This is a genomic window from Gehongia tenuis (genome assembly GCF_014384795.1).
GTDB classification, from domain to species: Bacteria; Bacillota; Clostridia; order Christensenellales; family NSJ-53; genus Gehongia; species Gehongia tenuis.
On record NZ_JACRSR010000001.1, the window covers coordinates 453,236 to 479,794 of the forward strand.

Consider the following 26,559-nt stretch of genomic DNA (forward strand, 5'->3'; position numbering starts at 1 on the left):
AGGATTCAATTTGGGGACTGCGGGCCAAGGAAAGAGCCAGCCATTTGGCACCCGGACGCTGTCCGGGCTTTTTTTTGCAAAGTAATTGACATATGCCGGAAATGGGGTATACTGAAGGGGAAGGAATTCATGACATATGTCAATTAAAAGGGGGTGAGTCCGTGGCCAGACCACCGAAATGCCGCAGGGTGTGCCGGATGCCCTGCCGGGCGCGGTTCGGGCCGCTGGACGGCGAAGCCGGGGAGGAGATCCGTCTCACCGTGGACGAATACGAGGCGGTCCGCCTGATCGATCTTGCGGGCCTCAGCCAGGAGGAAGCCGCCGGGCAGATGGGCGTGGCCCGCACCACCGTTCAGGGCATCTACGACCGGGCCCGGCGGAAGCTTGCCGATTTTTTGGTCAACGGCCGGGGGCTCGCCATCCACGGGGGCGAGTACCGTCTTTGCGGGCGCTGCCCCCATTACGGAAAGGAGCATGATTTTATGAAGATTGCTGTAGCCAGCATGGGACAGGAGGTGTCCCCCCATTTCGGACACTGTGAGAACTTCAACCTCTACGACCCGGAGGCCAAGACCTGGGAGAACCTGCCCAGTCCCGGCCATCAGTGCGGCTTTCTGCCCACCTTTTTGAAGAACGCCGGCGCGGGTGTGGTTATCGCCGGGGGTATGGGCCGGGGCGCCCAGGAGAACTGCCGGCGGGCGGGCCTTGAGGTGATCACCGGCGCGTCGGGCAGCGCGAAGGCTGCGGTGGAGCGCTATCTGGCCGGAGAGCTGGTCTCCACCGGCGCGGTGTGCGACCACGATCACGATCACGAGGGCGGCCATCACCACGGCGAGGGCCATGAGTGCCACGGTCACGGCGAGGGCCACGCGTGTCACGGCCACGGCGAGGGCCACGAGTGTCACGGTCACGGCGGACACTCCGGCCAGGCATAAGCCCGTCCATTTCCCATACGATTCCCATGAGGACCCCTTCGCGGGTCCTTTTTTTCGTCTTTTTGCTAGGTACCTTGCAAATTCTTTGCGGGGGTGCTAAAATTGGAAGGTACCTAGCGATTTTGCCGAAGGGTTCGGGACAAAGGGAGGAATGGAGATGACAAAGATCTGCACCGGCTGCGAAAAGGCGTGCCCCTTTGACGCCATCCTGTGTGAAAAGGGGCTGGCCTTTGCGGAGGCGGCGGGCATACCCATCGAAAAGGTGGGGAAGGGGGACCGGGAGGCGGACGACGTCATGGCGGCGTTCCTGCCTCTGGCAAGGCTCCACCACCACTGGAAAAAGTCCACGGGCAGGCCGAGGCTGCTCACCGTTTTGCTGGGCCGAACCTCCATGACCCAGCGGGAGCTCCAGGAGGCGGCGGGGATGCGCTCCTCGTCCATGAGCGAGCTCCTCGGGAAGATGGAGAAGGAGGGAAGCATCGTCCGGGAGAAGGGGGAGGACCAGCGCACCTTCCGGGTGATCCTCACCGATAAGGGCCGCATGCAGGCCCGGGAATACGAGCGGGTCCGAAAGTTCGAGGCGGAACGGCTGCTGTCCGTGCTGACGCAGGAGGAGCGGCAGGCCTTTGCGGCGCTGCTGAGGAAGCTCTATCCCCACTGGCTTAAATGCATCCCCCTGCCGGAGGAGCCCTGCCGTTCCGCCCGGGCCCCGGAGGGGTCAAAGGGGGGTGAACGCCGTGAAATCTAGGGAGCTCATTCAGGATTTCACCACCGGCAGCGTGCCCCGGCAGCTGCTGCGCTTTGCGGCGCCCCTGTTTTTGTCCAATCTCCTGCAGGTGGTCTACAACATGGTGGACATGGTGGTGGTGGGCCAGTTCGTAGGCAGCGCCGGGCTTTCGGCGGTGTCCATCGGCGGCGACGTGCTGAGTTTTCTCACCTTCATCGCCATGGGCTTTGCCAGCGCCGGACAGGTGATCATCTCCCAATACATCGGCGCCGAGCGGCGGGAGCGGGTGGGCCGGCTGGTGGGCACCATGACCACCTTTTTGATGGCCTGCGCCGTGATCCTGAGCGTGGTGTGCTTCATCATCCGAACGCCCATCCTGCAGTGGATGAACACCCCGCCGGAAGCCTGGGACAACGCCATGAGCTATGCCGTCACCTCCATGGCGGGGCTCATCTTCATCTATGGCTACAACACGGTGAGCGCCGTGCTCCGGGGTATGGGGGATTCGAGGCATCCCTTCATCTTCGTAGCGGCGGCGGCCGTGCTGAACCTGGTGCTGGACCTGGTATTCGTGGCGGGACTGGGCATGGAAGCCTTCGGCGCGGCGCTGGCCACGGTGATCGGACAGGGCCTCAGCTTCGTGGCGGCGGCGGTGTTCCTGTACCGCAGGCGCCAGAGCCTGGGCTTTTCCATCCGGGCGAAGGACTTCCTGCCGGACAGGACGGAACTGTCCACCCTTCTCAAGCTGGGCGTGCCCATGGCCATCAAGAGCGCGGCGGTGCACTTCTCCAAGCTGTTCGTCAATTCCTATATCAACAGCTACGGCGTGGCCGTCTCGGCGGTGGCGGGCATCGGCAACAAGCTCAGCACCGTCAGCAACCTCATCTCCAACTCGGTGAACGCCGCGGGCAGCTCCATGGTGGGCCAGAACATCGGCGCGGAGAAGTACGAGCGGGTGCCGAAGATCCTGTCGGTTTCCTTCATCCTTTGCGCCGCCTGCTCCGCCGTGATGGCCGCCGTCATCCTCATCTTCCCGTCGGCGGTGTTCGGCATCTTCTCCAGCGACCCGGCGGTGCTCGCCGTGTGCATGCAGTACATCCCCGTTGCGGTGCTGGTGTTTGCATCCACCGCCTTCCGTTCGCCCATGAACGCCTTCATCAATGGTTCGGGCAACTACAGGCTGAACTTTGCCGTGGCGCTGCTGGACGGCATCCTGGCCCGCATCGGCATCGCCCTTCTGATGGGCGTGACGGCGGGCATGGGGTATCTGGGTTTTTGGTACGGCGACGCCATCGCGGGCTTCGTGCCCTTCTTCATCGGCGGCGTCTACTACCTCACCGGCAAATGGAAGACCCGAAAATACATCCTGCAAAGCGAATAGACGGCACCAAAAAGCCGCACCCATTGGGTGCGGCCTTTTTTCGCTTTACAGGGGCTCATTTTTGCTCAATGGGGATCCAAATTTCCGAGTGATAATTTTCGTCGCGGGTCCCGTTCGGATACTGGTCCGGCGCGGCATACATTTCGATGCAGTAGCCCGCCGCAAATTTGTAGTCCTTCGCCGCCGGCAGCCATTCGGAAAAGATCTTCCTGTTGACGGCCTGCAGGGATTCGGGCATGGGCCCGTCGCTGGGGAATACCGCCCAGGTGAAAGGGGGGATCTCCACGGTTTCACAGCCCTCCGGGATATCGCCGGCCGGATTGTACAGATCGGCGATCCAGTATTCAAATTCGTTGCCCGACATTTTTTCGTCGATGTTCACGCCAAACATGCCGCACACCTTTTTTCCGCCGTCCCCGGCGAAATGATCGGCCCAAAACTGGGGGATTTCATCCTTCGCGCCCTCATACTTGAAGCGCTTTGCCACGCCCATCACGGTGAAACCTGCTTTCCGTACGATTCGATAGTCCATCATATAACCACCTTCCAACACAATTTTGAGCTTCAGCGGCGCGAAGGACTTCAGCGTCCTTCCCTTCCGCCGAGCCTCGGAAGGCGTGATCCCATGGAATCGGGTGAAAGCCTTGGTAAAGCTGTCGGGGGAATCGTAGCCGTACTTGAGCGCGGTATCCAGCACCTTTCCGTCGGTGGCCGCCAGCTCCTGCCCGGCCAGCGTGAGCCTGCGGTTGCGGACATATTCCATGAGGGTCAAGCCGCACAGGAGGCTGAACCCCTTTTGGAAATAGAAAGGGGAGAGGTTGACCCTTTTTGCAATCGATTTCACGCTCAATGCTTCGCCGAGATGCGCTTCAATGTATTCGATAGCTGTGCCAATGGATTCGGCCCATTCCATGTCCATCACTCCTTCCGCCCCCAGTGTAACATTTGGCAAGCGGCCGCGCCCGATTTTGCTTGCTCAGTTTTGTCCGGAGCTTTACACCATTTCGTATCCGCTGATGAGCACGGGCATCTTGAGAAGGCCCAGCTCCCGCTCCAGAAGCACGCCCTCCCGGCGGGGGTAGTCGAAGCCGTAGCTGGCCTTGATGCACTGGTAGATGAACTGCACTGCCCGGTCCAGAGCCACCGGCAGGCTGTCCCCGCCAAGCAGGCCCCCGATGAGCACGCTGGCGAAGGCGTCGCCGGTGCCGGGGTAGGAGGCGGGCACGTAGGGGCAGCCCACCTTCCAGAAGGTTTCGTTCCTGCGGTCGTAGGCGATAACGGCGGTGGAGCGTTCGCTCTCGGCGGGAGCGCTGGTGATGACCACCGTCTCCGGCCCCAGATCGGAAAGGGCGAGGAGCCAGTCCTTCAGCTCCGCCGGACCGGGACGGAGGCCGACATCCTTCCCCAGCAGGAAGGCGGCCTCGGTGAAGTTGGGGGTGATGATGTTCGCCTTTTTCACCAGGCCCCGCATGCCCCGGGTCATCTCCTCGGTCATGGAGCTGTACAGCCGGCCGTCGTCGCCCATCACCGGGTCCACCACCACCAGATTGTCCTTCCCGAAATGATCGATGAAGTCCGCCACCACGGCGATCTGCCGCGGCGAGCCGAGGAAGCCCGAATACACGCACTCGAACCTGAGCCCCAGCTCCTTCCAGTGCCCGATCATCTCCACCATGTTGTCCGTCAGGTCCAGGAAGCTGTAGTGCTGAAAGCCCCCGGTGTGGGTGGACAAAACGGCGGTGGGCAGGGGGCAGACCTGCACGCCCAGGGTGGACAGGATGGGGATGATGGTGCAAAGGGACGCCCGGCCAAAGCCGGAAAGATCGTGGATGGCGGCCACCTTCTTGATCATGGCGATTCCTCCTTATTTAAAACGGTAGGTGGTGTAGCCCTTGTAGGCCACCGCCTCGATGGCGGGATCGGCGTCGAGCCGGGCGAGGATGGCGGCGGGGTCGCCGCCCCGGCCCCGGATGAAGCTTTCGATCTCGTGCTGGTTCATGGGATGGCGGCGGATGATGCTGGCCGCGGCCTCAAAGTCGTCCGCGATCTCGCTGTCAAAGGCGCCGTCCGTCAGCATGTCGATGGATACGCCGCCGAGGCGCTCCACCGCCTCGGCCATCCGCTCCGGCGGGGGCGCGGCAACGTCCCGCTCCGCCGGCGGCCGCACCGGCGCGTTGATGTACAGCCGGTCGTAGCTTAGCTCCCGCAAAATGGCCTGAAAGCCTGAGAGCGCCTCGTCGCTGTCGTTCATGCCCGCAACCAGCATGATCTCCAGCCAAAGCTCCCCCGAATAGGCCCGGGTGAACCGGCGGAGGGCATCCTGCACCGCTTCAAAACGGATGCTGCCCACCGGCCGGTCGATCCGCTTGAAGCTGGCCTCGTCGTAGGCGTCGAGGGAGGGCAGCACGATGTCCGCGCCCATGAGCGCCGCCGCCACCGCCGGATCGGTCAGGAGCGCCCCGTTGGTGATGACGGCAACGGGTTTATCTGTAAGGGCTTTCACGCCCTCGATCAGCTGGCCCAGCCCGCGGTAGAGGGTGGGTTCGCCCTCGCCCACGATGGTGACCACGTCGTACTCAATCTCCATGAGCGCCCGGGCAAATTCGTCCAGAATCTCTTCCACGGGATAGAATGTCTGGGGCGTCGCCGTCATGGGGTTGGTGCGTCCCAGCTGGCAGTAGACGCAGGAATAGTTGCAGGTCTTCTTGGGGATGGGACTGATTCCAAGGGACCGGCCCAGCCTGCGGGAGGGCACCGGCCCGAATACATGCTTCATTTCACCCATTGATTTTCGCCTCCATTTCCCATATCTTACTCCAAAACGGCCCATTAGACCAGCGTTTTTGTCCGCGGAAGGCCGGAGCCGTGGGAGCAGGAGAAAAAATGAATAACCAGATATTAATTCTTGCAATGCTTTCGTTATATGTGCTATAATATCTCGAATAAACATGCTGGAAGGATGGGGTTTGTTGGCAGGGAGGAGCGGAGCGAAGAAAGGTTTTTGGGCGGTCCTCGTGCTTGTGGGACTCGGCCTCATCGCTCTGTCCGTCCTTTGGCCCAGGGGGCCGGAAGCGCCGGAGCGGGCGGAGACCTCCCCCCGGGGCATGTTCGAATGGGACGAGGCGGCGGTGGAGGATCCGGCGGCGGCCATCCAGCTGGCGGAGCGTCTTGAGATCGGCCGCTGGTATCAGGAATTCGGCGGCTATGACGGCGCGGAAGCCTTCGTGGCGGCGCTCAGGGAGGCCGGCATAGAGGTTTACGCCCTTCTCGGGGCGACCGAATGGGGCTTTGAGGCGGACGGCGCCTCCTTCATCGCGGCTCTGCGGGAGATCGTGACGTACAACCGGGCCCATCCGGACCAGCCCATCGCCGGGGTGATGGCGGATATTGAGCCCTACACCCAGGCCCGCTTCAAGGAGGACCCGGAGGGGTCCATGGCGCTGTACGTGTCCGGCATGGAGAAGGCCTACGGCTACGCGAAGGCCAACGAGCTGACGCTGATCACCTGCATCGCCCGCCATTACGACGATCAGGGGCTGACCGAGGGGCTGGAGCGGCTCATCGCAGCCTCCGACGAGGTGGCGGTGATGAACTACGACTGCGGGGGCGAGGTGGCGGCCATCCGCACCGAGGCGGAGCTGAGCCTGAAGCACGGCAAACGCCTGCACTGCATTCTGGAGTTCCAGGAGGTGGGCAAGCACGGCCTCACCGAGGCCAAGACCTACCGGAACAAGGGACTGGATGCGGCAAAGGCCGCCTTTGAGGCGGTGGACGCAGCCTATCCAAAGCTGGACATCGTCTGGGACTACCACTGGTCCCAGCCCATCCGGGAGATGCTGGAGGAGTGATTTTCCGGCCTCAAAAAGGGTTTCACTCTGATAAAGAAATTGAACGTGAGGAGGAGTAAGCCATGCGGACCCAGGTGGTGCTGCGCCAGGAGCGGAAGTTTCTGCTGACGGCGGACCAGGCCCTGCGCTGCGAGCGGGACCTTGCGCCCTTCACCCGGCCGGACATTTACAACGTGCCCGGCGGTTACCGGGTCAGGTCCTTGTACTTCGACACCTTTTTGGACAAGGATTACTGGGACAAGGCCGGCGGCTATCCCACCCGGCGGAAGATGCGCCTTCGCAGCTACCATCCGGACAGCGGCTACGCCCAGCTGGAGATGAAGCAGAAGGAGGGCAAGGACCAGCGCAAAAGATCCCTGTCCCTTGAGCGGGATGAGGCCGAGGCGGTGGCCAGGGGCGATTTTGCCTGCCTCATCCAATCGAAGGATCCCTTCGCCGCCGAGTGCTACGGCGTGCTCACCACGGAAGGCTACCTGCCCAAGGTGGTCATCGAGTACCGGCGCACCGCCTACACGCTGCCCACCAACAGCATCCGCATCACCTTCGACCGGGATATTCGGGCTACGGGGAGCGATCTTGATCTGTTCGCCAGGGAGTTTACCGGCACGCCCCTGCTGCCCGATTTTCATGTGATTTTGGAAGTGAAGTACAACCACTTCTTACCCACCTTTCTCCGGGACGCCCTCCGGGTGACGGACGAGAGCGAGAGCGCGGCCAGCAAATACGCCATGGGCCGGGTGGGCAAGACGGTGATTTAGAAAGAGGAGGCTAGCATGAAAGATTATCTGAACAGCTTGATCGAACAGGTCCAGCGGGTGGACGCGGCGGGCATCGCCCTGCACGTTTTGGTGGCGGCGGCCATCGGCTTTGTGATCTATCTGTCCTACTATCTGGCCCACGCGGGCACGGTGTACAGCCGCAAGTTCAATGTGAGCCTGGTGGTTTTGACCGTGCTCACCGCCACGGTGATGGCGGTCATCGGCAACAACATCGCGCTGTCCCTGGGTATGGTGGGCGCGCTGTCCATCGTCCGTTTCCGCACGGCCATCAAGGATTCGAGGGACACGGTGTACATCTTCTGGGCCATCGTGGGCGGCCTGGCCTGCGGCGTGGGGGACTACACCACGGCGGGCATCGGCTCGGCGGCGGTGTTCCTGGTTCTGCTGGCCCTTGGACGCATCAAGAACGAAAACCGGGTGCTGCTCATCGTGCGCGGCGAGCGCAGCACCGCCAACCGCATCAAGGCGGCGGTGTCCACGTATTATGACAACCGGGTCAACCTTCGGGTGGAGAACACCACCGAGAACACGGTCGAGCTGATCTATGAGCTTTCCCGCGCCGCAATGAAGAAAAAGCAGAAGGAAGTGGAGACCGTCACCGACGTGCTCTACAAGATCGAGAATATAAGTTATGTCAACCTTGTGACCCAGGACGACGATATCGCCGGATGACGGCGGCGCCGCAGTGACGAGAGGGGGGAAGGGCCTTGAAGAAAAGAATGCTGGCGGCGGCCATCGCGCTTGCCGCGGTGGTGGGCACGATCATGCTGGAAGCGGGCCTTCCCGGCGGCGGCAAAAGGTACATTCAGCACCAGATGGCGGGCGCGGCGGCGCAGCCCGCGGAGACGGCCGTGACGCCCACGGAACTTTCAAAGACGGCCTACGATCCGAACGCCGTGGACCTTGACAAGCTGATCACCCATCTGCCCCTTCTTGAGATCGACACCCGGGGCGAGGAGGTTCCCGGCCAGCCCTACTATCCCAGCGAGGCCCAGGACCACACCGAGTACACCCTGGCGGAGAATGGGGAGAGCACCATCGTGGCGGACCTTCGGGTGCGGGACCGGGAGCTGAACGGCCTTGCCGACGACCCCACCCTGGAAAGCGCCATCCGCATCCGGGTCAGAGGCAACTCCTCCCGCTGGTTCGATAAGAAATCCTACGCCATCCGCACGGTGGAACAGGACGGGGTGACGGAGGACCGGCTGCCCCTTCTCGGCATGGAGGCGGGCAAGGACTGGGCTTTGCACGGCCCCTTCCTCGACAAGTCCCTCATGCGCAACTACCTTGGCATGAATCTGGCGGGCCAGATGATGGACTATGCGCCGGACGTGCGCTACTGCGAGGTGGTGGTGAACGGCGAGTACCAGGGCCTGTATCTTCTGATGGAGACGGTGAGCCGGGGCGAGGGCCGGGTGGACATCCGGGGCATCCAGGAGGAAAAGGGCGTCACCGGCTACGTGGTGCAGTTCGACACCGACACCACGCCCAGCGTGGAGCCCCTCCATAACTTTTCCAATTACGCCCATATCCTCAAGGAGGGCGCCCATATCCTGGCCGAGTATCCCGGCACCTACAACATCACCGACAAGCTCAAACGCTACATCGAGCGGGATGTGAGCGCCATGGAGAAGGCGCTGTATTCCTACGACTACAACTCCCTGGAATTTGGCTACACCACCTTCATGGACGTGGGGGAATTCATCGACTACATGCTCATCCTCGAGGTAATGGAGATCCATGACGCCGGCAACCTCTCCACCTATTACTACCGGGACCCCGGAGGACTGGTGAAGCCGGTGGTGTGGGACTTCAACAACGGTTCGGGCAACTACAGCCTCATCGCCGAGGACGATTATTCCATCCGAAAATTCGTCACCGTGCAGGCGCCCTGGTTTTTGATGCTGATCAAGGATCAGGCCTACGTGGACGGCGTCATCGCCGAGTACCGCCAGCTCAGGCACACCCTGCTTTCCGACGAATACATCGAGCGGTTCATTGAGGAGACCATCGAATACCTGGGCCCGGCGGTGGAGCGCAACTTCGCCGTGTGGGGCTACAGCTTTGATATCGCCAACCTCGACAACCACAACAAGCTTTTCCCCGACGAGCGGAACCCGTCAAGCTACGAGGAGGCGGTGGCCCAGTACAGGGACGCCCTGCTGGAGCGGCTCAGCTGGCTGGATGAGCATATTGACGTGCTCAATCAGTACAGCCACGAATCCGCCGTCAAGAAATACAACCCCTAAAAACCGGTGAAGGAGAGTGCCATGAAACGCTTTTTGATCGTCTGCGCCGCCATTCTGGCCGTGGTTCTCGTCTACCTGTTTTTGGCGGACCAGACCGGGTTTTACATCGATTTCTCCCCGAACAGGGAGGTCACCACCTTCACCAAGGTGGTGGGCAAGGAAATCTATGTGGACGAGGGCGCCGGCATGGAGCCCTTCGAGATCCGGGGCGTGGACATGGGCGTGGGGATCCCCGGCCATTTTGCCACCGATTATGCCATCGACAAGGCGACCTATATGCGCTGGTTCGGGATGATCCAGGAGATGGGCGCCAACACCGTCCGGGTGTACACCATCCTGCCCGATGATTTCTACGACGCGGTGTATGAATACAACGCGGGCCGGGAGCAGCCCCTCTACATCATCCACGGCCTTTGGCTGAACGACTACATCCTCAACTCCCACCGCACCGCCTATGACGACGAGTTCATCGGCGCCCTGATCGAGGACTCCCGGGTGCTGGTGGATATCCTCCACGGCAACAGGCAGTTCACCCTGAACGAGGATCTGGGAAGCGGCACCTACAGCAAGGACATCTCGCCCTGGGTCATCGGCTACATTCTGGGCGTGGAGTGGGAGGACACCACGGTGGCCTACACCGACCACATGGAGGAGGGGCGCAGCCAGTACCAGGGCGAATACATGTACACCAGTGAGGACGCCACCCCCTTCGAGGCCATGCTGGCGGAGGTGGGGGACCGCCTCATCAGCTACGAGACCCGCCGCTACAAGACCCAGCGCCTGGTGGCCTTCTCCAACTGGCCCACCACCGATCCGCTGGACTGGGGCGAGATGGTCTCCTACTACTTCAGAAAGTTTGCCAAGGTGGACGTGGAGCATATCAAGACCACCGACGCCTTCATCGCCGGACAGTTCGCCTCCTACCACATCTATCCCTACTACCCCGACTACTTCGGCTTCATGGAGGCCATCGGCGAGGTGGTGCCGGGGATGGCGGATTATGTGGAGGACGGCGTGTTCAACTCCTACCGGGCGTACCTTGCCGCCATCAATGAACACCACACCATGCCCGTGGTGGTATCGGAATACGGCGTGCCCTCCTCGAGGGGCCGGGCCCAGAGCGACCGCAACACCGGCCGGGCCCAGGGCGGCCTGTCCGAGGCGGAGCAGGCCGAGGCGCTGGTCCAGTGCTATGAGGACGTGGTGGCCTCCGGCTGCGCGGGCACGGTGATCTTCAGCTGGCAGGACGAGTGGTTCAAGCGGACCTGGAACACCATGGCCTACACGGACCTCACCAAGACGCCCTACTGGAGCGACATGCAGACCAATGAGCAGCACTTCGGCCTTCTGGCCTTCGATCCGGGCCGGGAGAAATCGGTGTGCTACGTGGACGGGGACGTGTCCGAATGGGCGGACGCCACGCCCGTCGCGAGCCAGGACGGCTGCACCATCTACCTCAAATACGACGAGGCCTACCTCTATCTGCGCATCCACAAGGAGGGCTTCGACCCTGAGACGGATAAGCTGTACGTGCCCCTCGACATCACGCCGAAATCCGGCTCCACCACCGCCCTTGGCTACGATGTTTCCTTTGACCGGGCGGCGGATTTCCTGCTGGTGCTGGACGGCAGGGAGAACAGCGAGCTCATGGTCCAGCAGCGCTACGAGGCCCTGCGGGCCATGTATTCCCACCGGGTCTACTTGCAGGACGCCTACCTCAACCCCCCGGCGGCGGACACCGACGTGTTCACGTCCATCCGCATGATTCTCCAGGTGCCCATCGATCCCCGGGAGGAGCTGGCCAACACCGGCTACGACACCGCCGACACCTACGACACCGGCAGGCTCCGCTATGGCAACGGAAATCCCGAAAGCCCGGACTTTGATTCCCTGGCGGACTTTTGCATCGAGGGCGACGACATCGAGATCCGTCTGCCCTGGCTGCTGCTCAATTTCTCCAATCCCTCGGAGATGATGATTCACGACGATTACTACGAGCATTATGGCGTGGAGAACCTTCAGATCAGCGCCATCCACCTGGGCGTGGGCCCGGCGGGCGCCGCGGTCGAGATGGGCGAGGCGAAGCTGTCCGGCTGGGGCCGGAATGTCACCTACCACGAACGGCTGAAGGAGGGCTATTACGCCCTCAAATCCATCTGGAACCCTTAGGAAGGCGGTGAGCCCATGTTCCTCAAGACGGCGAATCTGATCATCTATGTGTACCTTGCCATGTGCGGCTGCATGCTGGTCTTCAACATCGTGGCCGTGCTGTGGCGCAAGCGCTCCTTCCGGGTGGATAAGCACCGCTGCCACCAGTGGAGCCAGGTGCTGGAAAAGGCGGCCCGGGGCGAGCCCGTCCGGGAGGAACTCACCGCCATGCTGCCCGCCCCGCTCCGGCCAGTCCTCCGGCGGCGTTCGGACAATCAGCTCCTTGAATGGCTGCTGGGCCGTCTTTCCTCCCTCAGCGCCTTTCAGATGGAGCTGGAGTGGCGGCTTATAAGGCCGGAGGGGAGGGCCCTCTACCGCTGGCTGAGGGAGCACAAGGTGGTCTTTGCCGCCCTCTCCCAGCACTACTACAGGAAGGACGACGCGGTCAAGGCCTACTACGCCTACCTCATGGGCCTGTTCCATCTGGCGGGGCCCGCGGAATACGATCCCATCACCCGGGAGCTCCTCACCATGGTCACCGCGAACTCCATCTACCTCCGGGAGAACGCCCTTTCCGGGCTGTACGCCTCCGGCAGCGTGGACATGGTGATGCGGGGACTCACCCGCATGGCGGACGGGGAGATCCAGCACAGCGGCAAGCTCATCACCGACGGCCTGATGACCTTCAAGGGGGATAAGGATGCCCTGGCCGAGGGGCTGTGGGCGGCCTGGGACCGGTTTCCCGCCACCTATCAGACGGCTTTCGTCAATTATTTTCGGATGTCCACCGGCGCCTTCACCGAAAGATTCCTGCCCCTGCTCACCGATGAGGACACGGACCGGGAGGTCAGGCTGGCGCTGCTGAGGTACTATCGGCGCTACTCCTATCCGCCGGTTCTGCCGGTGCTCCTTCGGTTCATGGATGAATCGAACCGGGAGGGCTGGGAGTTCTCCGCCCTGGCGGCGCTGGCGGCGTCCACGCTGGAAAAATACCCCGGCGAGGACACGGTGGCGGCGCTGGCAAAGGCCCTGCGGCACCGCAACTGGTACGTGAGAAGCAACGCCGCCGAGGCCATTCTCAAGGTGGCCCCGGACCATCCCCTGATCGAAACGGTGCTGAAAGGCCCCGACCCCTATGCCCGGGATATTCTCGCCTACAAGCGGGAGGCCCTGGCCCAATAGCGATTTGAAGGAGTGAGACGATGGAGGCCATCAAGATTTTCCTGGCCGCGGTGGAGATCTTTTTCGTGCTGTACCTTCTGGGGTACAGTACATTCCTGTTCCTGTCCGTGTTCCAGGGCTCGTCCACCCTCTATCAGAACCGGCGAAGGGAACAGCTGGAGAACAGCATTCATCATGATTTTTACATTCCCGTCAGCATCCTGGTGCCGGCCCATAACGAGGAGGTCACCATCGTGGACACGGTGTCCACCCTGCTTGAGCAGGATTACCCGCTCTTCGAGATCGTGGTGGTGGACGACGGCTCGGATGACGGGACGGCGGCCCGCCTCATCGAGGCCTTTGATATCCATCCCTCCGCCCGGCCGGTGCACCGGGTGGTGCCCTCGGCGAGGGAGAAGGCCGTCTATGAGACGGATGTGCGGGGCACCCACATCACCCTGGTGGTGAAGGAGCAGGGGGGCAAGGCGGACGCCCTCAATATGGGGATCAACATGTCCGCCTATCCTTACTTTCTCTGCATTGACGCCGATTCCATGCTGCAGCGGGATTCCCTCCGCAGGATCACCCAGCCCATCCTGGAGGACGACCGGGTCATTGCCTGCGGCGGCCAGGTCCGGGTTTCCAACAGTGTGAAGATCCGGGACGGCCGGGTGGCGGACTACAGCCTGCCCAAGAATCTGCTCATCGCCATGCAGGTGCTGGAATACGACCGCTCCTTTCTCGCTTCCCGCATCTTCATGGACAACTTCAACGGCAACCTCATCATCTCCGGCGCCTTCGGCCTGTTCAGGAAGGAGACGGTGGTGCTGGCCGGGGGCTACGCTCTCGACACCATGGGGGAGGACATGGAGCTGGTGGTCAAGCTTCACGCCTTCTGCCGGACCAACCATATCGATTACCGCATGCGCTACGTTCCCGAGGCGGTGTGCTGGAGCCAGGCTCCGGGCAGCCTGAAGGATCTGGCCAAACAGCGCCGGCGCTGGCACATCGGGCTTTTTGAAAGCCTGTGGCATTACCGCCGCTCGGTGGGCAAGAAGGAGTACGGCCTCATGGGCTCCGTGTCCTTTTTGTACTTTTGGCTGTATGAGCTGCTCTCGCCCTACATCGAGCTGTTCGGCCTTTTGACCATCGTGCTCGCCTTTTTGGTGAATCTCATCAACGTGCCCTTCATGCTGCTGTTCTTCGCGGTGTACGCCATCTACGGCTGTACCCTCACGCTCATCGCCTTCTTCAGCCGCATCCACACCCAGCAGCTCACCCTGTCCTTCAAGGATTCGGTGAAGGCGGTGCTGCTCAGCGTCTTTGAGCTGTTCGGCATGCGCTTCGTGCTCATGCTCATCCGCACCAACGCCCTCATCGGCTACCGCAAGAAGCGAAACGTCTGGGGCAAGCTGGAGCGCTACAAGCACGATCAAAAATCCACCGGCATGTAAAAAAGCGGGGCCTTCAAGGCCCTCGTTTTTTGCCCTGGCCGAAGGGGGGAAACCAGTGGGAAATCGCCGTCCGCCGGCCGAAAAAGAGTGGCGAAAGGGCGCGGCCGGGCAGCGGTATTGAGCGATGATGAAAGTGCTTTCATTCATGGGGATCAAGGAGGTCAAGCCGTTCATATGCTTCTTCTTTTGCATCAAAAAAGCCGGCCCTAAGGCCGGCTTTTTCCTGCACTTTTTAGAAGTTGTCCACGGGATACATGGGCCGGTGGATCAGCTTGTAATCGAAATTTTCCGTGTGCTGGTCCGTGGCGCCGGGGGTGAGGGACATGATCATGTAACCCGCCACTTCCTTGAGCTCGGGGAAGAGGTAGCCCTGCTTGACCACGATGATGTCGTAATCCTTCCAGTTGAGCCCCGCGCCCTCAAACTGCCTTAGATGGGTGAAGGAAGCGCCGGAGTTGGAGACGGCCACGTCCAGATCGCCCACGCTCACCGTGACCACCTGGCCTTCCGCGTCCCCGTCGTAGCCCAGCATGTCGCCCTTCGCCTTGACGATGCCCTTGATGGGGGTCGCCCTGCTGTCCTCGTCGTAATCCATGCCCACGTCAAGCTCCACAGCCGCGCCGATCTCAAGATCCTTCAGCTTATCGAGGGCCGTAGGATGGTTGATGGCGGCGATCAGGGATTTCTTGCCCTTCGTATCCCGGGCGAGGATCTGACGCAGCACCACCGTGTTCCAGCCGAGGGCCCCGGCGGTGGTGTTGTCGCCGGCGTCAGAGATGAAGATGGGCTTCTTGTCCGAGGCATAAGCCACGTCCATGGCTTCGTTCATATCCATGGCGTTGCCGGTGAAGTGGAAATCACGGCGCTTGGAGAAGGCGTAGTCCGCCAGCTCCCTGGCCTTTTCGGCGGCATAGTCCGCGTACTGCTCCTCGGCGGGCACCACCACCACGCAGGCGGAGCAGAGGGGACTGTCCGCCCAGGCGAAGCCCACGTGATAGGAGCAGCTGGCGATGCGGGGATCCTTCTCGCACTCGTTCAGCTTCTCGTTGATGAGGCAAAGAGGTTCCTCGGCGGAAACGCACCGCTCGCCGCCGATCAGGATGGAGACCCGCTCCCAGGCGGGATGGACCTTGATGTTTTTCTTCAGCATGTCGACGAAGATTCTGGCGGTTTTGCGGTTGGTCTCATCGGCGTCGGTATGGGGGGAGTTGCGGTAGCACCGCACCACATTGGCCAGCTCGCAGTAGTGCTGGGAGACGTTGCCGTGGGGGTCCATCGCTACGGCGATGGGGAGGTCCGGCCCCACGATTTCCCGGATCCGCTCCAAGAGGTAGTGCTCGCCGGAATCGGGCTTGAGGTCCACCACGTGCATGGCGCCGTGAAGAAACAGAAAGATGCCGTCGAGCTCGTCCTTGTGTTTCCTTACGCCGTCCAGAAACTGGCCGAGAATGTAGTCGTAAGCTTCCCGCTCCACATAGCCGCTGGCGCCGCCGCTGGCCGCCAGAGTGGGAATGACCTCCATGCCCGCCTCCTCGAAGATGTCCCGGCAGGCCAGATGGTCGATGACATCCTCGCCGTAGAGGTAGTTGAAATCCTCCTTCTTGGTGAGCACGGGGGCAAACATGTTGGACTCGTGGCCCATGGAACCGATCAATACTTTCATACGCTTCCTCCTTTATTTGGGGTCTATAAATCCATCATAGCACCGGAAAAGGGAAAGTCAAGAGCGCCCCGTCCCCTTTATTGGATCTCGATGGCATAGATCATCAGCGCCGTTTTGCCATCTTTTTGCACGGTGCGAATGCGCTGAAAGCCGTAGCGGTCGTAGAAGCTGTAGGTGCAGTCAGGCGTGGTCCATAGAAAGACCCGCTTCATGCCCCGCCGCCTGCAAAAGGCGAGGTACCGGTCCATGAGCGCCCGGCCGTATCCCCTGCCCCGGGTTTCGGCGTCCAGGATGAACAGGTTCACCTCGCTGTCGTAGCCCTCCACCGCCTCGCCGGCCCTGGACATCCAGCCCATATCCCGGATCAGGCGGAAGGCGGCCCGCCGCCCGCCCAGGCGTCCAAGGAGCACCTGGATGAAAAAGCCCGCGCCCAGCCAGCCGAACTGAAGTGCCCGGCCCAGCCGGCCCCGCCGCTCGTCGCTGCCAAAGAGCACCCCGACAGCCCGGCCCTTTTCCACCACCACGTCCTGATGGACCGAGCCGATGAGGCAGCTTTTGATGTAATAGCGGCTGAGAAGGAGGGGGTCCTTCGGTCCGTCGAGATCCTTTTCAAAATGCCATGTCCGCTGCACGACGCCGGCCAAGTCATCAAGATAGGCCTTCCGATAGATATCGCAGTTCATTTTGTTTCCTCCATGTATTCCTCAATGATTTTCTGGAACATGCCCTCGAACCTGGCCAGCTCCTCCGGCGAAAAGTTCTGGCGGGCCCGCTCCGCCACCCGATGGACGAAGGCGTCGTTCACGCTGTAGTAGTCCATGAATTTGTCCGTCACCCTGAGGTGGTACCGCCGCCGGTCCCGTTCGTCCTGCACCTTTTCAAGATATCCCCGGCTCACCAGCTTGTTCACCCGGTAGGTGAGGTTCGGGGTGGAGATCCTCAAAAAGTCCGCCAGCTCCTTGCAGGTGGGCCCCTTTAGAAGGTACACCATCTCCAGCGTTCCCGTATCCGCCGCCCCCAGGCTGCCGATCTCCTCAATCTTTTGCTGGCGCGCCGCGTTTTTATAGAAGGAAAGGGCCAGTCTGTTGTAAAATTCGTCCATCCAGTGCTCCAGCATGACAAAACACCTCAAAAATTTTAATTAAAATATTTTAAATAATTCTACCCCGCGGCGGACGGTCCTGTCAATGGGTATTTGCAAGGGTGCGGGAAAAAGGCTATCATAGGGAATAGAACGCAAATATGGGAGAATTGCCATGTATATCGCTGATTTGCACATCCATTCGAAGTATTCAAGAGCCACCAGCGGGGAAGCGGTGCCCGAGTATCTGGACCTTTGGGCGAGGAAGAAGGGGATCGGGCTCATGGGAACGGGCGATTTCACCCATCCCGCCTGGCGGGCGGAGCTTCGGGAGAAGCTCATCCCGGCGGAGGAGGGGCTGTACGTGCTCAAAGAGGAGCGCCGCCTTCCCGGCTTCGAGGACCGGGAGACGCCGAGGTTCGTGGTCACGGGGGAGATCAGCTCCATCTACAAGAAGAACGGCAGAACCCGCAAGATCCACAACGTCATCCTGCTGCCCAGCCTCGAGGCGGCGGAGGCCCTTTCGGGGAAGCTGGAGGCCATCGGCAACATCCATTCCGACGGCCGGCCCATTCTGGGGCTGGACAGCCGGGATCTTCTGGAGATTCTGCTTGAGACCTGTCCCCGGGGCATCCTGGTGCCCGCCCATATCTGGACGCCCCACTTCTCGCTGTTCGGGGCTTTTTCCGGCTTTGACACCATGGAGGAATGCTTCGAGGACCTGACGGGCTACATCCACGCCGTGGAGACCGGTCTTTCCTCCGATCCCGCCATGAACGGGCGGCTCACCGCCCTGGACGGCTACACGCTCATCTCCAATTCCGACGCCCATTCCCCCTCCAAGCTGGGCCGGGAAGCCAATCTGATCGAGGGGGAGCTGTCCTACACCGGGCTGGCCCGGGCGCTCGAGGGGGAGGGCCTTGTGGGCACGCTGGAGTTCTTCCCCGAGGAGGGAAAGTACCATCTGGACGGCCACCGAAACTGCGGAGTGCGCCTCACCCCGGCGGAAACGGCGAGGTACGGCGGCCGGTGCCCGGTGTGCGGCAGGAAGATCACCGTGGGCGTGCTGAACCGGGTGGAGGCGCTGGCCGACCGCCCGGAGGGGGCGGCGCGGCTTGCGCGGCCCTACGAGAGCCTCATTCCCCTGGCGGAGGTCATCGCCGCGTCCACCGGCTATACCCCGGCGAGCCGCAGGGTTCAGGGCTGGTACGAGGGCCTGCTGGCCGAACTGGGCAGCGAGTTTTACATTCTTAGGGAAGCGCCGCTAACGGCCGTGGGCCGGGCGGCGGGCCCCCTGGTGGAGGAGGGCGTGCGGCGGCTCCGGGCGGGGGAGGTCACCCTGAGCCCGGGCTACGACGGCGAATACGGCAAGGTGCATATCCTCACCGCCGGGGAGCGGGAAGCCCTTGCCGGGCAGATCTCCTTTTTGGGCGCGGCGGCGCCGAAGGCGGGGAAGGCCGCGGCTCCGCGGGCGTCCCGGGAAGAGGGGACCCCGTCCACCGCAGCCCAGGGCGGACCCGCCGCGGTTCCGGGCGGCCCCGAGGGCGGAGGCCGCACCGCCGCATCCCATACCGCTTTCCCAACCGCCGGCAGGCTGTCTGCCGAAGGGCCCGCTGCGGCCCCGCGGCCCCGCGCCCTCTTTGGCCTCAACGAGGAACAGCGCGCCGCCGCCACCGCCGGGGAGCGGACGGTGGCGGTGATTGCCGGGCCGGGCACCGGCAAGACGAAGACCCTGGTCGCCCGCATCCAGCACCTGGTGGAGACGGGGGTGAAGCCCGGCTCCATTACCGCCGTCACCTTCACCAACAAAGCGGCGGGGGAGATGAGATCGCGGCTGGAAGCGGCCCTGGGCAGGAAGGCCGCCCGGGCCATGACCATCGGCACCTTCCACGCCATCTGTCTCAGGCATCTGTCCCGTAAGGGGCCGGTGACCCTGATCGATGAATTCTCCGCCCGCTCGCTGGCCGCCGAGGCCGCGGGGGAGGCGGGCGTGGAGCTTTCGGCGGCGAAGCTCCTTGCGGACATCTCGAGGATGAAGGGCGGGCTTGCCCCGGAGCATCCCGAGGCGGCGAAGGCGTACCCCCTCTATCAGCAAAGGCTCGCCGCCCATCGGGTGCTGGATTATGACGACCTGCTGCTCCGCGCTCTTGAGGACTACGAGACGGCGGTGCCCGGGAGCTTTGCCCACCTTTTGGTGGACGAATTCCAGGATTTGAGCCCCGTGCAGTACCGGCTGGTCCTCACGTGGACGGCGCGAGGCGCCCTGTTCGCCATCGGCGACCCGGACCAGTCCATCTACGGCTTCCGCGGCTCCAGCGCCGATGGGTTCCGGCGGCTGGGGGAGGACAAGCCGGGCCTTCGCACCATCCGTCTGGTGAAAAACTACCGCTCCTCCCCGGGGATTCTGGCGGCGGCGCTGCCCGCGCTCGGCCGGGCCGGGGACCATCTCCAGGCCCAGCGTCCCGGCGGCCCGAAGCCGGTTTATGTAAACTGCCCCGGCGAACTGGCGGAGGGCGTGTACGTGGCCAAGGCCATCGCGGCGCTGGTGGGCGGCATGGACATGCTTTCGGCAGGGACGGAGGCGGGCCTGGGCTTTTCCGACATCGCGGTGCTGTACCGCACCCACCGCCAGGGGGAGATGCTGGAGTACTGCCTCAAAACCGAGGGCATCCCCTACGTGGTGTCCGGCCGGGAGGACTTTTTAGCGGAGGAGACGGTGCGCCGCGTGCTCGCCTTCTTCCGGTACCTGCTGGACCGGGGGGACGAGCTGTCCCGGGCACTGGCCCAGCCCCTTCTCGGGTCGGACTTCGAGGCCCGGGCGGCGGAATACGGCCCCCACGCGGGAAAGGACCGGCCGGACCGGCTCATCGCCGCCCTCGCCGCCCAGCAGGGGCTCCAAGGTCCGGCGCTGGACAAACTCGTCCAGGCGGCGGCCCTTTTCCGCAGTCTCGGCGAATTTCTCACCAACGTGCTTCTCGGCCAGGAGATCGATCTTGGACGGAGCGGCCAGAAGTCCTATGCCTCCGGCGCGGTGCGGCTGATGACCCTGCACGGCAGCAAGGGACTGGAATTTCCGGCGGTGTTTCTCACGGGCGTCCGGGCGGGGCTCATTCCCTACGACGCGCCCGGGCGCGCCGCGGACCCGCAGGAGGAGCGGCGGCTCCTCTACGTGGGGCTCACCCGGGCGAAGGACCGGCTCACGCTGACCTGCCCCGGCGAACCCTCGCCCTTCCTCGGGGATATCCCGAAGGACGCTCTCACCTTTGAAAAGGCCCTCGCCGGCCGGCCGGAAGGCAGGCAGCTCACCCTATTTTGACATAAAGGAGAGGATACCATGTACACCATCGGCGAGACGGCCAAAATGCTGGGCCTCACCACCGACACCATCCGCTTCTACGTGGAGAAGGGGCTGGTCCATCCGGAAAAGAATCCGGCGAACCGTTACCTCCTTTTTTCCTTCGAAAATCTTCTGGAGCTGACCAACGTGGTCTATTACCGGTGCCTGGATTTTTCCATCGCGGAAATCCAGGACATCATGCACAGCCGCGGTTCCTCCGAGGTGGTGAAGCTCATTTCGGAGAAGAGCAGGGAGGTGGAGCACCGCATCCGCTATCAGCAGCAGCTGCTCAAAAAGATCAATTACGTGCGCTCCATCCACAACACGGTCAACGAATACGCCGAATGCCGGGTGACCACCTTTCCCGAATCCTACGTGCTTTTCATCAGCTGCGACCGGGCGCCCATCACCTACCAGCTCAAACAGCTGACGCCGGAACAGATCATCCTGTGCGGCAGCTACGACGTCTATGAGCTGAACGGCCAAAAGCTGAGCCAGGGCAAAAGCTATGGGCTGCTGCGCAAGTCCGCGGCGGACGCCATGCATATGCGGCTGGATTCCTCGCTGGAGGTGATCAGGGCCTATCCCTGCGTCCGGAGGATGTTTCACATCAGGCGCTGGGACATCTCGCTGGAGGAGCTTATGCCCATCCGCATGTTCGCCGATAAGCTCAGATTGAACTATGGGCCCACCTTCCTGGTCCGGAAGTTCACGCTGACCTCCTATCAGGATACGGACAACCTGTACGCCGACATCTATCTGCCCATCGGCGAGGGGCTGGAGCTGCCCTAGGCCGCGTCAGGCCCCGCCGCCGGGCCCGCCATTGAACCCGACCCGCAGCAAAAGAATTAAAATAATTTGATTTGCCGTATTGACCTTTGCCCTGGTCCATGGTTTATACTGAAAGATGTGGCCCAAAGGGCAATCACGCGGCGAGAGGCCGCGAAGGAAAGGAATGTTGATATGAAGGTTGGTCTGCAAATCTATTCGGTAAGGAACCGCATGGCGGAGGATCCGGTGGGCACGCTGCAAAAGGTGTCCGACATGGGGTACAAGTACATTGAGACCTACAGCCATCCTGAGGGCAGGGATGAAAAGACTTTCGGCTTCGGCCTTCCGGTGAAGGAAGCCAAAGCCCGTCTCGATGATCTCGGGCTCAAAGTGGTGGGCGCCCATTTCTATCCCGAACATCCCGAGGGTCTGGACGAATACTGCGCGTACTATGCCGAGCTGGGCGCGGATCAGGTGGGCTGCGGCGGCATCTACGAGACGGAGATGGCCCACAAGGCTGCGAATCTCAACGCTGCGGGCAAGGTCGCGAAAAAGCACGGCCTTCGTTACTATTACCACAACCATTATCATGAATACCGCAAGGTGAACGGCGAATACATCATGCATATCTATGCCAAGGAGACCGATCCCGAGCTGGTCGCCTTCGAGCTGGACACCTTCTGGCTGGCCCGGGCGGGCTTGAATCCTGTGGAAGAGATCAAGTACTATGGAAATCGCCTGGTGCTGCTCCATCAAAAGGATTTTACCAAGGGTCTTGACGAGCCCATCTCCGTGTTTGGCGAGGGCCGCATCGACCGCTGTGAGCCCATCACTCCGGAGATCATGGACAAGTATCGCCGCCAGGATGTCTATGCCGAGGTGGGCACCGGCATTCTCCCCATTCAGGACTACATCGACGCGGGCAACGAGGTGGGATGCCCCTACATCCTGCTCGAGCAGGACTTCACCACCATGGACGAGATCGACTCCATTCAAACCAGCATGGATGCCTTCAGAAAATTCAAGGGCATCGAGTGGGATTAAAGCGGGAAGGGCTGCCGGAAGGCGGCCCTTTTTCTTTTGCGCCGGGCGGGCTTTTTCCGCTGCCGGCCCGGTCCGCGCCTTCGCGGAGCAGCGGAGCCTTCACCTCATCCGCGGGTGAACGGGCAGGAAACTTGTTTCAGGAAAATAGGCCAGGCATCTTGACATTGGGGTAACCCCATGGTTTATACTTAAGAAAGTGCCTTTTGGACAAAGGGAAGGGGGAAGCGGTTCTATGAAGGTGGGCCTTCAGATGTACTCCGTGAAGGAGAGCTTTGGCAAGGACCCCATGGGAACCATGGAAAAGGTGGCCGAACTTGGCTACCGCTACTGGGAAATCTGTGCATTCAATTCGTCCGGCCCCTACAACTTTGGGCTGGACCTGCCCGTCGAGGAGGCGGTGCCCTTCCTCAAAAGGCTGGGCGTTGTCATCATCGGCGCCCATATCGGGGAGAAGGATCTTCGGGACGACCAATACCTTGAGACCTTCTTTGATTACCAGGCGGCCATCGGATGCCTGAACCCCGGCATCGACTCCATCTTCTGCCAGACGGCCGGGGAGATTCGGGAGAAAGCGGCGCTTTTGAACAAATGCGGCCGCATGTGCAAAGCCAGGGGCATGCGCTTTCATTACCACAATCATTTCCACGAGTTCCAGCCCTTTGACGGCATAAGGATGCTGGACCATATCCTGGACAACACCGATCCCGAGCTGGTGGATTTTGAACTGGATACCTACTGGGCCCTTCGGGGCGGCCAGGACCCGGTTCAGCTCATCGGCCAGTACGGCGGACGCATCTGCATGCTTCATCAAAAGGACCTGCCGGCCCAATACCACGGCCCCCTCAATCTTTTTGACGGATTCCACGATCCCGCCGTACCCGTGCGGGGCGGCGTCGACTTCCATCCGGACCGGAAGGAGGATTTCGTGGAGGTGGGCACCGGCATCATGGATATCCAGTCCATCATCGACGCGGGCAACCGCAGCCAAATTCCCTACATCACCCTGGAGCAGGACGCCACCAAGCTGGACGAGATCGAATCGGTGGCGTTGAGCATGGCTTCCTTCCGGAAGTACCGGGGCATCGAGTGGGACTAAAGCGCCATCAAACGGCGGGAGCCGTCTAAGAAAGGAATGTTGAAATGAAAGTCGGTCTTCAAATCTATTCGGTCAGGAATCACATGAACGAGGATCCGCTGGGCACCCTCAAAAAGGTTTCCGACATGGGCTACAAGTACATCGAGTCTTACAGCCATCCTGAAGGCAAGGACGTAAAAACTTTTGGATTCGGCATGGACGCCAAGGATGCAAAAGCCGTTTTGGATGATCTCGGGCTCAAAGTGGTGGGCGCCCATTTCTATCCCCTGATTCCCGAGGGCCTGGATGAGTTCTGCGAATATTATGCCGAGCTGGGCGTGCCCCAGGTGGGCTGCGGCGGAACCTGGGAGCTGGACATCGAAACCAAGGCGCCCTACCTCAACGAGGCCGGCAGAATTGCGAAAAAGCACGGCATCCGCTATTATTATCATAACCATGTGCAGGAGTATCGGGAGGTGGACGGTGAATACATCCAGCACCGCTTCTACAACGAGACGGACCCCGAACTGGTTTATTTTGAACTGGATACCTTCTGGGTCGCCCGTTCCGGCATAGACCCCCGGGACGAGATGGAATTCTTCAAGGACCGGCTGGTGCTGCTCCATCAGAAGGATTTCGCGAAGGATGCCGGCGAGCCGCTGGTGATCTTTGAGAAGCTGGACCGCCAGACCCCCATGTCCGGCGAGGTGTACGGCCAGAACAAGCGGGTGGAGGCCTTTGCCGAGGTGGGCACCGGCATTCTCCCGATCCAGGACTACATCGACAAGGCCAACGAGATCGGCGTGCCCTACATTCTGCTGGAGCAGGATCTGACCAAGATGGACGAGATCGACTCCATTGAGACCAGCATGAATGCCTTCAAGAAGTTCAAGGGCATCGAGTGGGATTGATCAAAATTTTAGCGGTAAAGGGGACGAGATCATGAAAGTTGGCATTCAGCTCTATTCCGTCAAGCAGCATGCGGCAAAGGACGGCCTCGGCACGCTGAAGGAAGTGGCAAAGCTGGGCTACAGGTATATCGAGCCCTACATCTCCATGCTTCCCCGGTTTTCCACCGGCGAGGGGGAGAAGGGCTACGGCCTTGGCATGAACCGCAAGGACGCGAAGGCGTTTTTGGACGACACCGGCATCAAGATCGTGGGCGGCCACTACTATGTGGGCGACTTCGAGGCCATGTGCGATTACTACGCCTACCTTGGCGCGAAGAACTTCGGCACCGGCGGCTATCATTTCCCCGGCGGCCGGGATGAGCTCATGGAAAAGATCGACGAGATGAACAAGTGCGCCGAGATCGCGAAGAAGTACGGTATGCGCTATTACTACCACAACCACTTCTGGGAATACCAGAAGTTTGACGGCAAGACCGTGATGGAGATCATCGCGGAGAACACCGACCCGGCCATCTTCTTCTTCGAGCAGGACAACTACTGGGCGGCCCGGGGCGGCGTGGACCCGGTGGAGGAGATGGAGAAGCTGAAGGGCCGGCTCATCCTCATGCACCAGAAGGACTTCGCCAAGGACGCCGGCGAGCCCATCAATCTCTTCGAGGAGCGCATCGACATCAACAAGCCCATCACCGGGGAGATGCACACGAAGAACCGTCACGTGGGCACCTTCGCCGAGGTGGGCAACGGCATCCTGCCGATCCAGGATTACATCGACAAGGGCAACGAGTGCGGCGTGGAATACGTGCTCCTCGAGCAGGATCTCACCGCCATCGACGAGCTTGAGTCCATCAGGATCAGCATGGAAGCCTTCAAGAAGTTCACCGGCATCGAGTGGGATTAAGTTACCTCAAAAAAATTTATATATTGAAGGAGACGAGAAACGATGAAAGTTGGTATTCAGCTCTACTCCGTCAAGGAACACCTGATGAAGGACGGCCTTGGCACCATGAAGGAAGTTGCGAAACTGGGCTACAAGTACATTGAGCCCTTTGCCGCGGCACGGTTCTCCACCGGCGAAGCCGAGAAGGGCTACGGCCTTGGCATGAACCGCAAGGACGCGAAGGCGTTCCTGGACGACACCGGCATCAAGATCGTGGGCGGTCACTACTACACCGGCGACTTCGAGGGCATGGCCGATTACTACGCCTACCTTGGCGCGAAGAACTTCGGTACCGGCGGCTACACCTTCCCCGGCGGTCTTGACGAGCTCATGCCCAAGATCGACGAGATGAACAAGTGCGCCGAGATCGCCCATAAGTACGGTATGCGCTACTACTACCACAACCATTTCTGGGAATACCAGAAGTTTAACGGCAAGACCGTGATGGAAATCATCGCGGAGAACAGCGATCCCGCCATCTTCTTCTTCGAGCAGGACAACTACTGGGCGGCCCGGGGCGGCGTGGACCCGGTGGAGGAGATGGAGAAGCTGAAGGGCCGGCTCATTCTCATGCACCAGAAGGACTTCGCCAAGGATGCCGGCGAGCCCATCAATCTCTTCGAGGAGAAGGTGGACATCAACGGACCCATCAGCGGCAAAACCCATAATGACAACCGTCATGTGGGCACCTTCGCCGAGGTGGGCAACGGCATCCTGCCGATCCAGGACTACATCGACAAGGGCAACGAGTGCGGTGTGGAATACGTGCTTCTCGAGCAGGATCTCACCGCCATCGACGAGCTTGAGTCCATCAGGATCAGCATGGAAGCCTTCCACAAGTTCACCGGCATCGAGTGGGATTAATGAGTTTTGGGCCCCTTGCGGCCTGACAGCGAAAGCACGGAGCGGCGCAGCCAAGACGGCTGCGCCGTTTTTGTTAACCTTTTTTGGGCCGCGGTCCGCATCCCTGCCGATGGTCCGGCGGCTGGACGGCTTTTCCGCTCTCGGCCTGCCGGTTTATCCATGGCGCCGGATGCCGGGGCATCGCCATCCTCGGG

General features: G+C 61.4%; 23 protein-coding genes. 17 read left to right on the forward strand and 6 right to left on the reverse strand.

All coding sequences use genetic code 11. From position 1 onward, the window contains the following. The first annotated feature begins 161 nt into the window (after nt 1–161). From H8696_RS02245 to H8696_RS02255, 3 genes are all read left to right on the forward strand, one after another. The gene (locus tag H8696_RS02245; protein ID WP_249314643.1) at nt 162–935 is read left to right on the forward strand and encodes a DUF134 domain-containing protein; all 774 of its coding nucleotides are present in this window, start codon (nt 162–164) and stop codon (nt 933–935) included. A gap of 157 nt (nt 936–1,092) precedes the next feature. Next, nucleotides 1,093–1,683 (forward strand): MarR family winged helix-turn-helix transcriptional regulator, encoded by a 591-nt coding sequence (locus tag H8696_RS02250; RefSeq protein WP_249314644.1) that lies wholly within the window; start codon nt 1,093–1,095, stop codon nt 1,681–1,683. Beyond that, nucleotides 1,673–3,043 carry an MATE family efflux transporter gene (locus H8696_RS02255; protein WP_249314645.1) on the forward strand — a complete coding sequence of 457 codons (1,371 nt, stop codon included), beginning with the start codon at nt 1,673–1,675 and terminating at the stop codon, nt 3,041–3,043. Before H8696_RS02250 ends, H8696_RS02255 begins: the two co-directional genes overlap by 11 nt. 55 nt (nt 3,044–3,098) lie before the next feature. Here the strand turns inward: H8696_RS02255 and H8696_RS02260 are convergent, their stop codons facing one another. The 3 genes from H8696_RS02260 to H8696_RS02270 form a co-directional block, all read right to left on the reverse strand. Next, complete coding sequence (locus H8696_RS02260) at nt 3,099–3,956, reverse strand: AraC family transcriptional regulator (RefSeq protein WP_249315961.1); 858 nt, start codon at nt 3,954–3,956, stop codon at nt 3,099–3,101. Between the two features lie 81 nt (nt 3,957–4,037). Beyond that, on the reverse strand, nt 4,038–4,895 hold the full coding sequence (locus H8696_RS02265) for a pyridoxamine kinase (RefSeq protein WP_249314646.1): 858 nt from the start codon (nt 4,893–4,895) through the stop codon (nt 4,038–4,040). A gap of 12 nt (nt 4,896–4,907) precedes the next feature. Beyond that, on the reverse strand, nt 4,908–5,828 hold the full coding sequence (locus H8696_RS02270; RefSeq protein ID WP_249314647.1) for a radical SAM protein: 921 nt from the start codon (nt 5,826–5,828) through the stop codon (nt 4,908–4,910). Nucleotides 5,829–6,057: 229 nt separating this feature from the next. Between H8696_RS02270 and H8696_RS02275 the strand changes: the two genes are divergently transcribed. From H8696_RS02275 to H8696_RS02305, 7 genes are all read left to right on the forward strand, one after another. Further along, nucleotides 6,058–6,891 carry a hypothetical protein gene (locus tag H8696_RS02275; RefSeq protein ID WP_249314648.1) on the forward strand — a complete coding sequence of 278 codons (834 nt, stop codon included), beginning with the start codon at nt 6,058–6,060 and terminating at the stop codon, nt 6,889–6,891. A gap of 62 nt (nt 6,892–6,953) precedes the next feature. Further along, on the forward strand, nt 6,954–7,649 hold the full coding sequence (locus H8696_RS02280) for a polyphosphate polymerase domain-containing protein (protein ID WP_249314649.1): 696 nt from the start codon (nt 6,954–6,956) through the stop codon (nt 7,647–7,649). A gap of 15 nt (nt 7,650–7,664) precedes the next feature. Further along, entirely contained in the window at nt 7,665–8,342 is a 678-nt protein-coding gene (locus H8696_RS02285) for a DUF4956 domain-containing protein (RefSeq protein WP_249314650.1), read from the forward strand. Between the two features lie 35 nt (nt 8,343–8,377). Continuing rightward, nucleotides 8,378–9,919 carry a CotH kinase family protein gene (locus H8696_RS02290; RefSeq protein WP_249314651.1) on the forward strand — a complete coding sequence of 514 codons (1,542 nt, stop codon included), beginning with the start codon at nt 8,378–8,380 and terminating at the stop codon, nt 9,917–9,919. Between the two features lie 21 nt (nt 9,920–9,940). Then, nucleotides 9,941–12,088, forward strand: coding sequence for a hypothetical protein (locus tag H8696_RS02295; RefSeq protein ID WP_249314652.1), 2,148 nt, complete (start codon nt 9,941–9,943; stop codon nt 12,086–12,088). Nucleotides 12,089–12,103: 15 nt separating this feature from the next. Next, complete coding sequence (locus tag H8696_RS02300; protein WP_249314653.1) at nt 12,104–13,249, forward strand: HEAT repeat domain-containing protein; 1,146 nt, start codon at nt 12,104–12,106, stop codon at nt 13,247–13,249. Between the two features lie 20 nt (nt 13,250–13,269). Beyond that, nucleotides 13,270–14,682, forward strand: coding sequence for a glycosyltransferase family 2 protein (locus H8696_RS02305; protein ID WP_249314654.1), 1,413 nt, complete (start codon nt 13,270–13,272; stop codon nt 14,680–14,682). Between the two features lie 232 nt (nt 14,683–14,914). On the opposite strand, the gene H8696_RS02310 is transcribed toward H8696_RS02305, so the two are convergent. The 3 genes from H8696_RS02310 to H8696_RS02320 all read right to left on the reverse strand — a co-directional run bounded on the left by H8696_RS02310 (nt 14,915) and on the right by H8696_RS02320 (nt 17,462). Continuing rightward, the gene (locus H8696_RS02310; protein ID WP_249314655.1) at nt 14,915–16,345 is read right to left on the reverse strand and encodes a M81 family metallopeptidase; all 1,431 of its coding nucleotides are present in this window, start codon (nt 16,343–16,345) and stop codon (nt 14,915–14,917) included. Between the two features lie 77 nt (nt 16,346–16,422). After that, a complete protein-coding gene (locus tag H8696_RS02315) occupies nt 16,423–17,028 on the reverse strand; it encodes a GNAT family N-acetyltransferase (RefSeq protein ID WP_249314656.1) in 606 nt (201 codons plus the stop codon). Further along, entirely contained in the window at nt 17,025–17,462 is a 438-nt protein-coding gene (locus H8696_RS02320; RefSeq protein WP_249314657.1) for a MarR family winged helix-turn-helix transcriptional regulator, read from the reverse strand. Before H8696_RS02320 ends, H8696_RS02315 begins: the two co-directional genes overlap by 4 nt. Nucleotides 17,463–17,601: 139 nt before the next feature. Here H8696_RS02320 and H8696_RS02325 point away from each other — a divergent pair, with 139 nt between their 5' ends. From H8696_RS02325 to H8696_RS02355, 7 genes are all read left to right on the forward strand, one after another. After that, complete coding sequence (locus tag H8696_RS02325; RefSeq protein WP_249314658.1) at nt 17,602–20,742, forward strand: UvrD-helicase domain-containing protein; 3,141 nt, start codon at nt 17,602–17,604, stop codon at nt 20,740–20,742. Nucleotides 20,743–20,760: 18 nt separating this feature from the next. Next, complete coding sequence (locus H8696_RS02330) at nt 20,761–21,555, forward strand: helix-turn-helix domain-containing protein (RefSeq protein ID WP_249314659.1); 795 nt, start codon at nt 20,761–20,763, stop codon at nt 21,553–21,555. Nucleotides 21,556–21,726: 171 nt separating this feature from the next. Further along, nucleotides 21,727–22,578 carry a sugar phosphate isomerase/epimerase family protein gene (locus H8696_RS02335; RefSeq protein WP_249314660.1) on the forward strand — a complete coding sequence of 284 codons (852 nt, stop codon included), beginning with the start codon at nt 21,727–21,729 and terminating at the stop codon, nt 22,576–22,578. 232 nt (nt 22,579–22,810) lie between these two features. Then, entirely contained in the window at nt 22,811–23,674 is an 864-nt protein-coding gene (locus H8696_RS02340; protein ID WP_249314661.1) for a sugar phosphate isomerase/epimerase family protein, read from the forward strand. 44 nt (nt 23,675–23,718) lie between these two features. Continuing rightward, nucleotides 23,719–24,564, forward strand: coding sequence for a sugar phosphate isomerase/epimerase family protein (locus tag H8696_RS02345; RefSeq protein WP_249314662.1), 846 nt, complete (start codon nt 23,719–23,721; stop codon nt 24,562–24,564). Between the two features lie 31 nt (nt 24,565–24,595). Continuing rightward, entirely contained in the window at nt 24,596–25,462 is an 867-nt protein-coding gene (locus tag H8696_RS02350; protein ID WP_249314663.1) for a sugar phosphate isomerase/epimerase family protein, read from the forward strand. Between the two features lie 42 nt (nt 25,463–25,504). Beyond that, complete coding sequence (locus H8696_RS02355; protein WP_249314664.1) at nt 25,505–26,365, forward strand: sugar phosphate isomerase/epimerase family protein; 861 nt, start codon at nt 25,505–25,507, stop codon at nt 26,363–26,365. Nucleotides 26,366–26,559 lie beyond the last annotated feature (194 nt).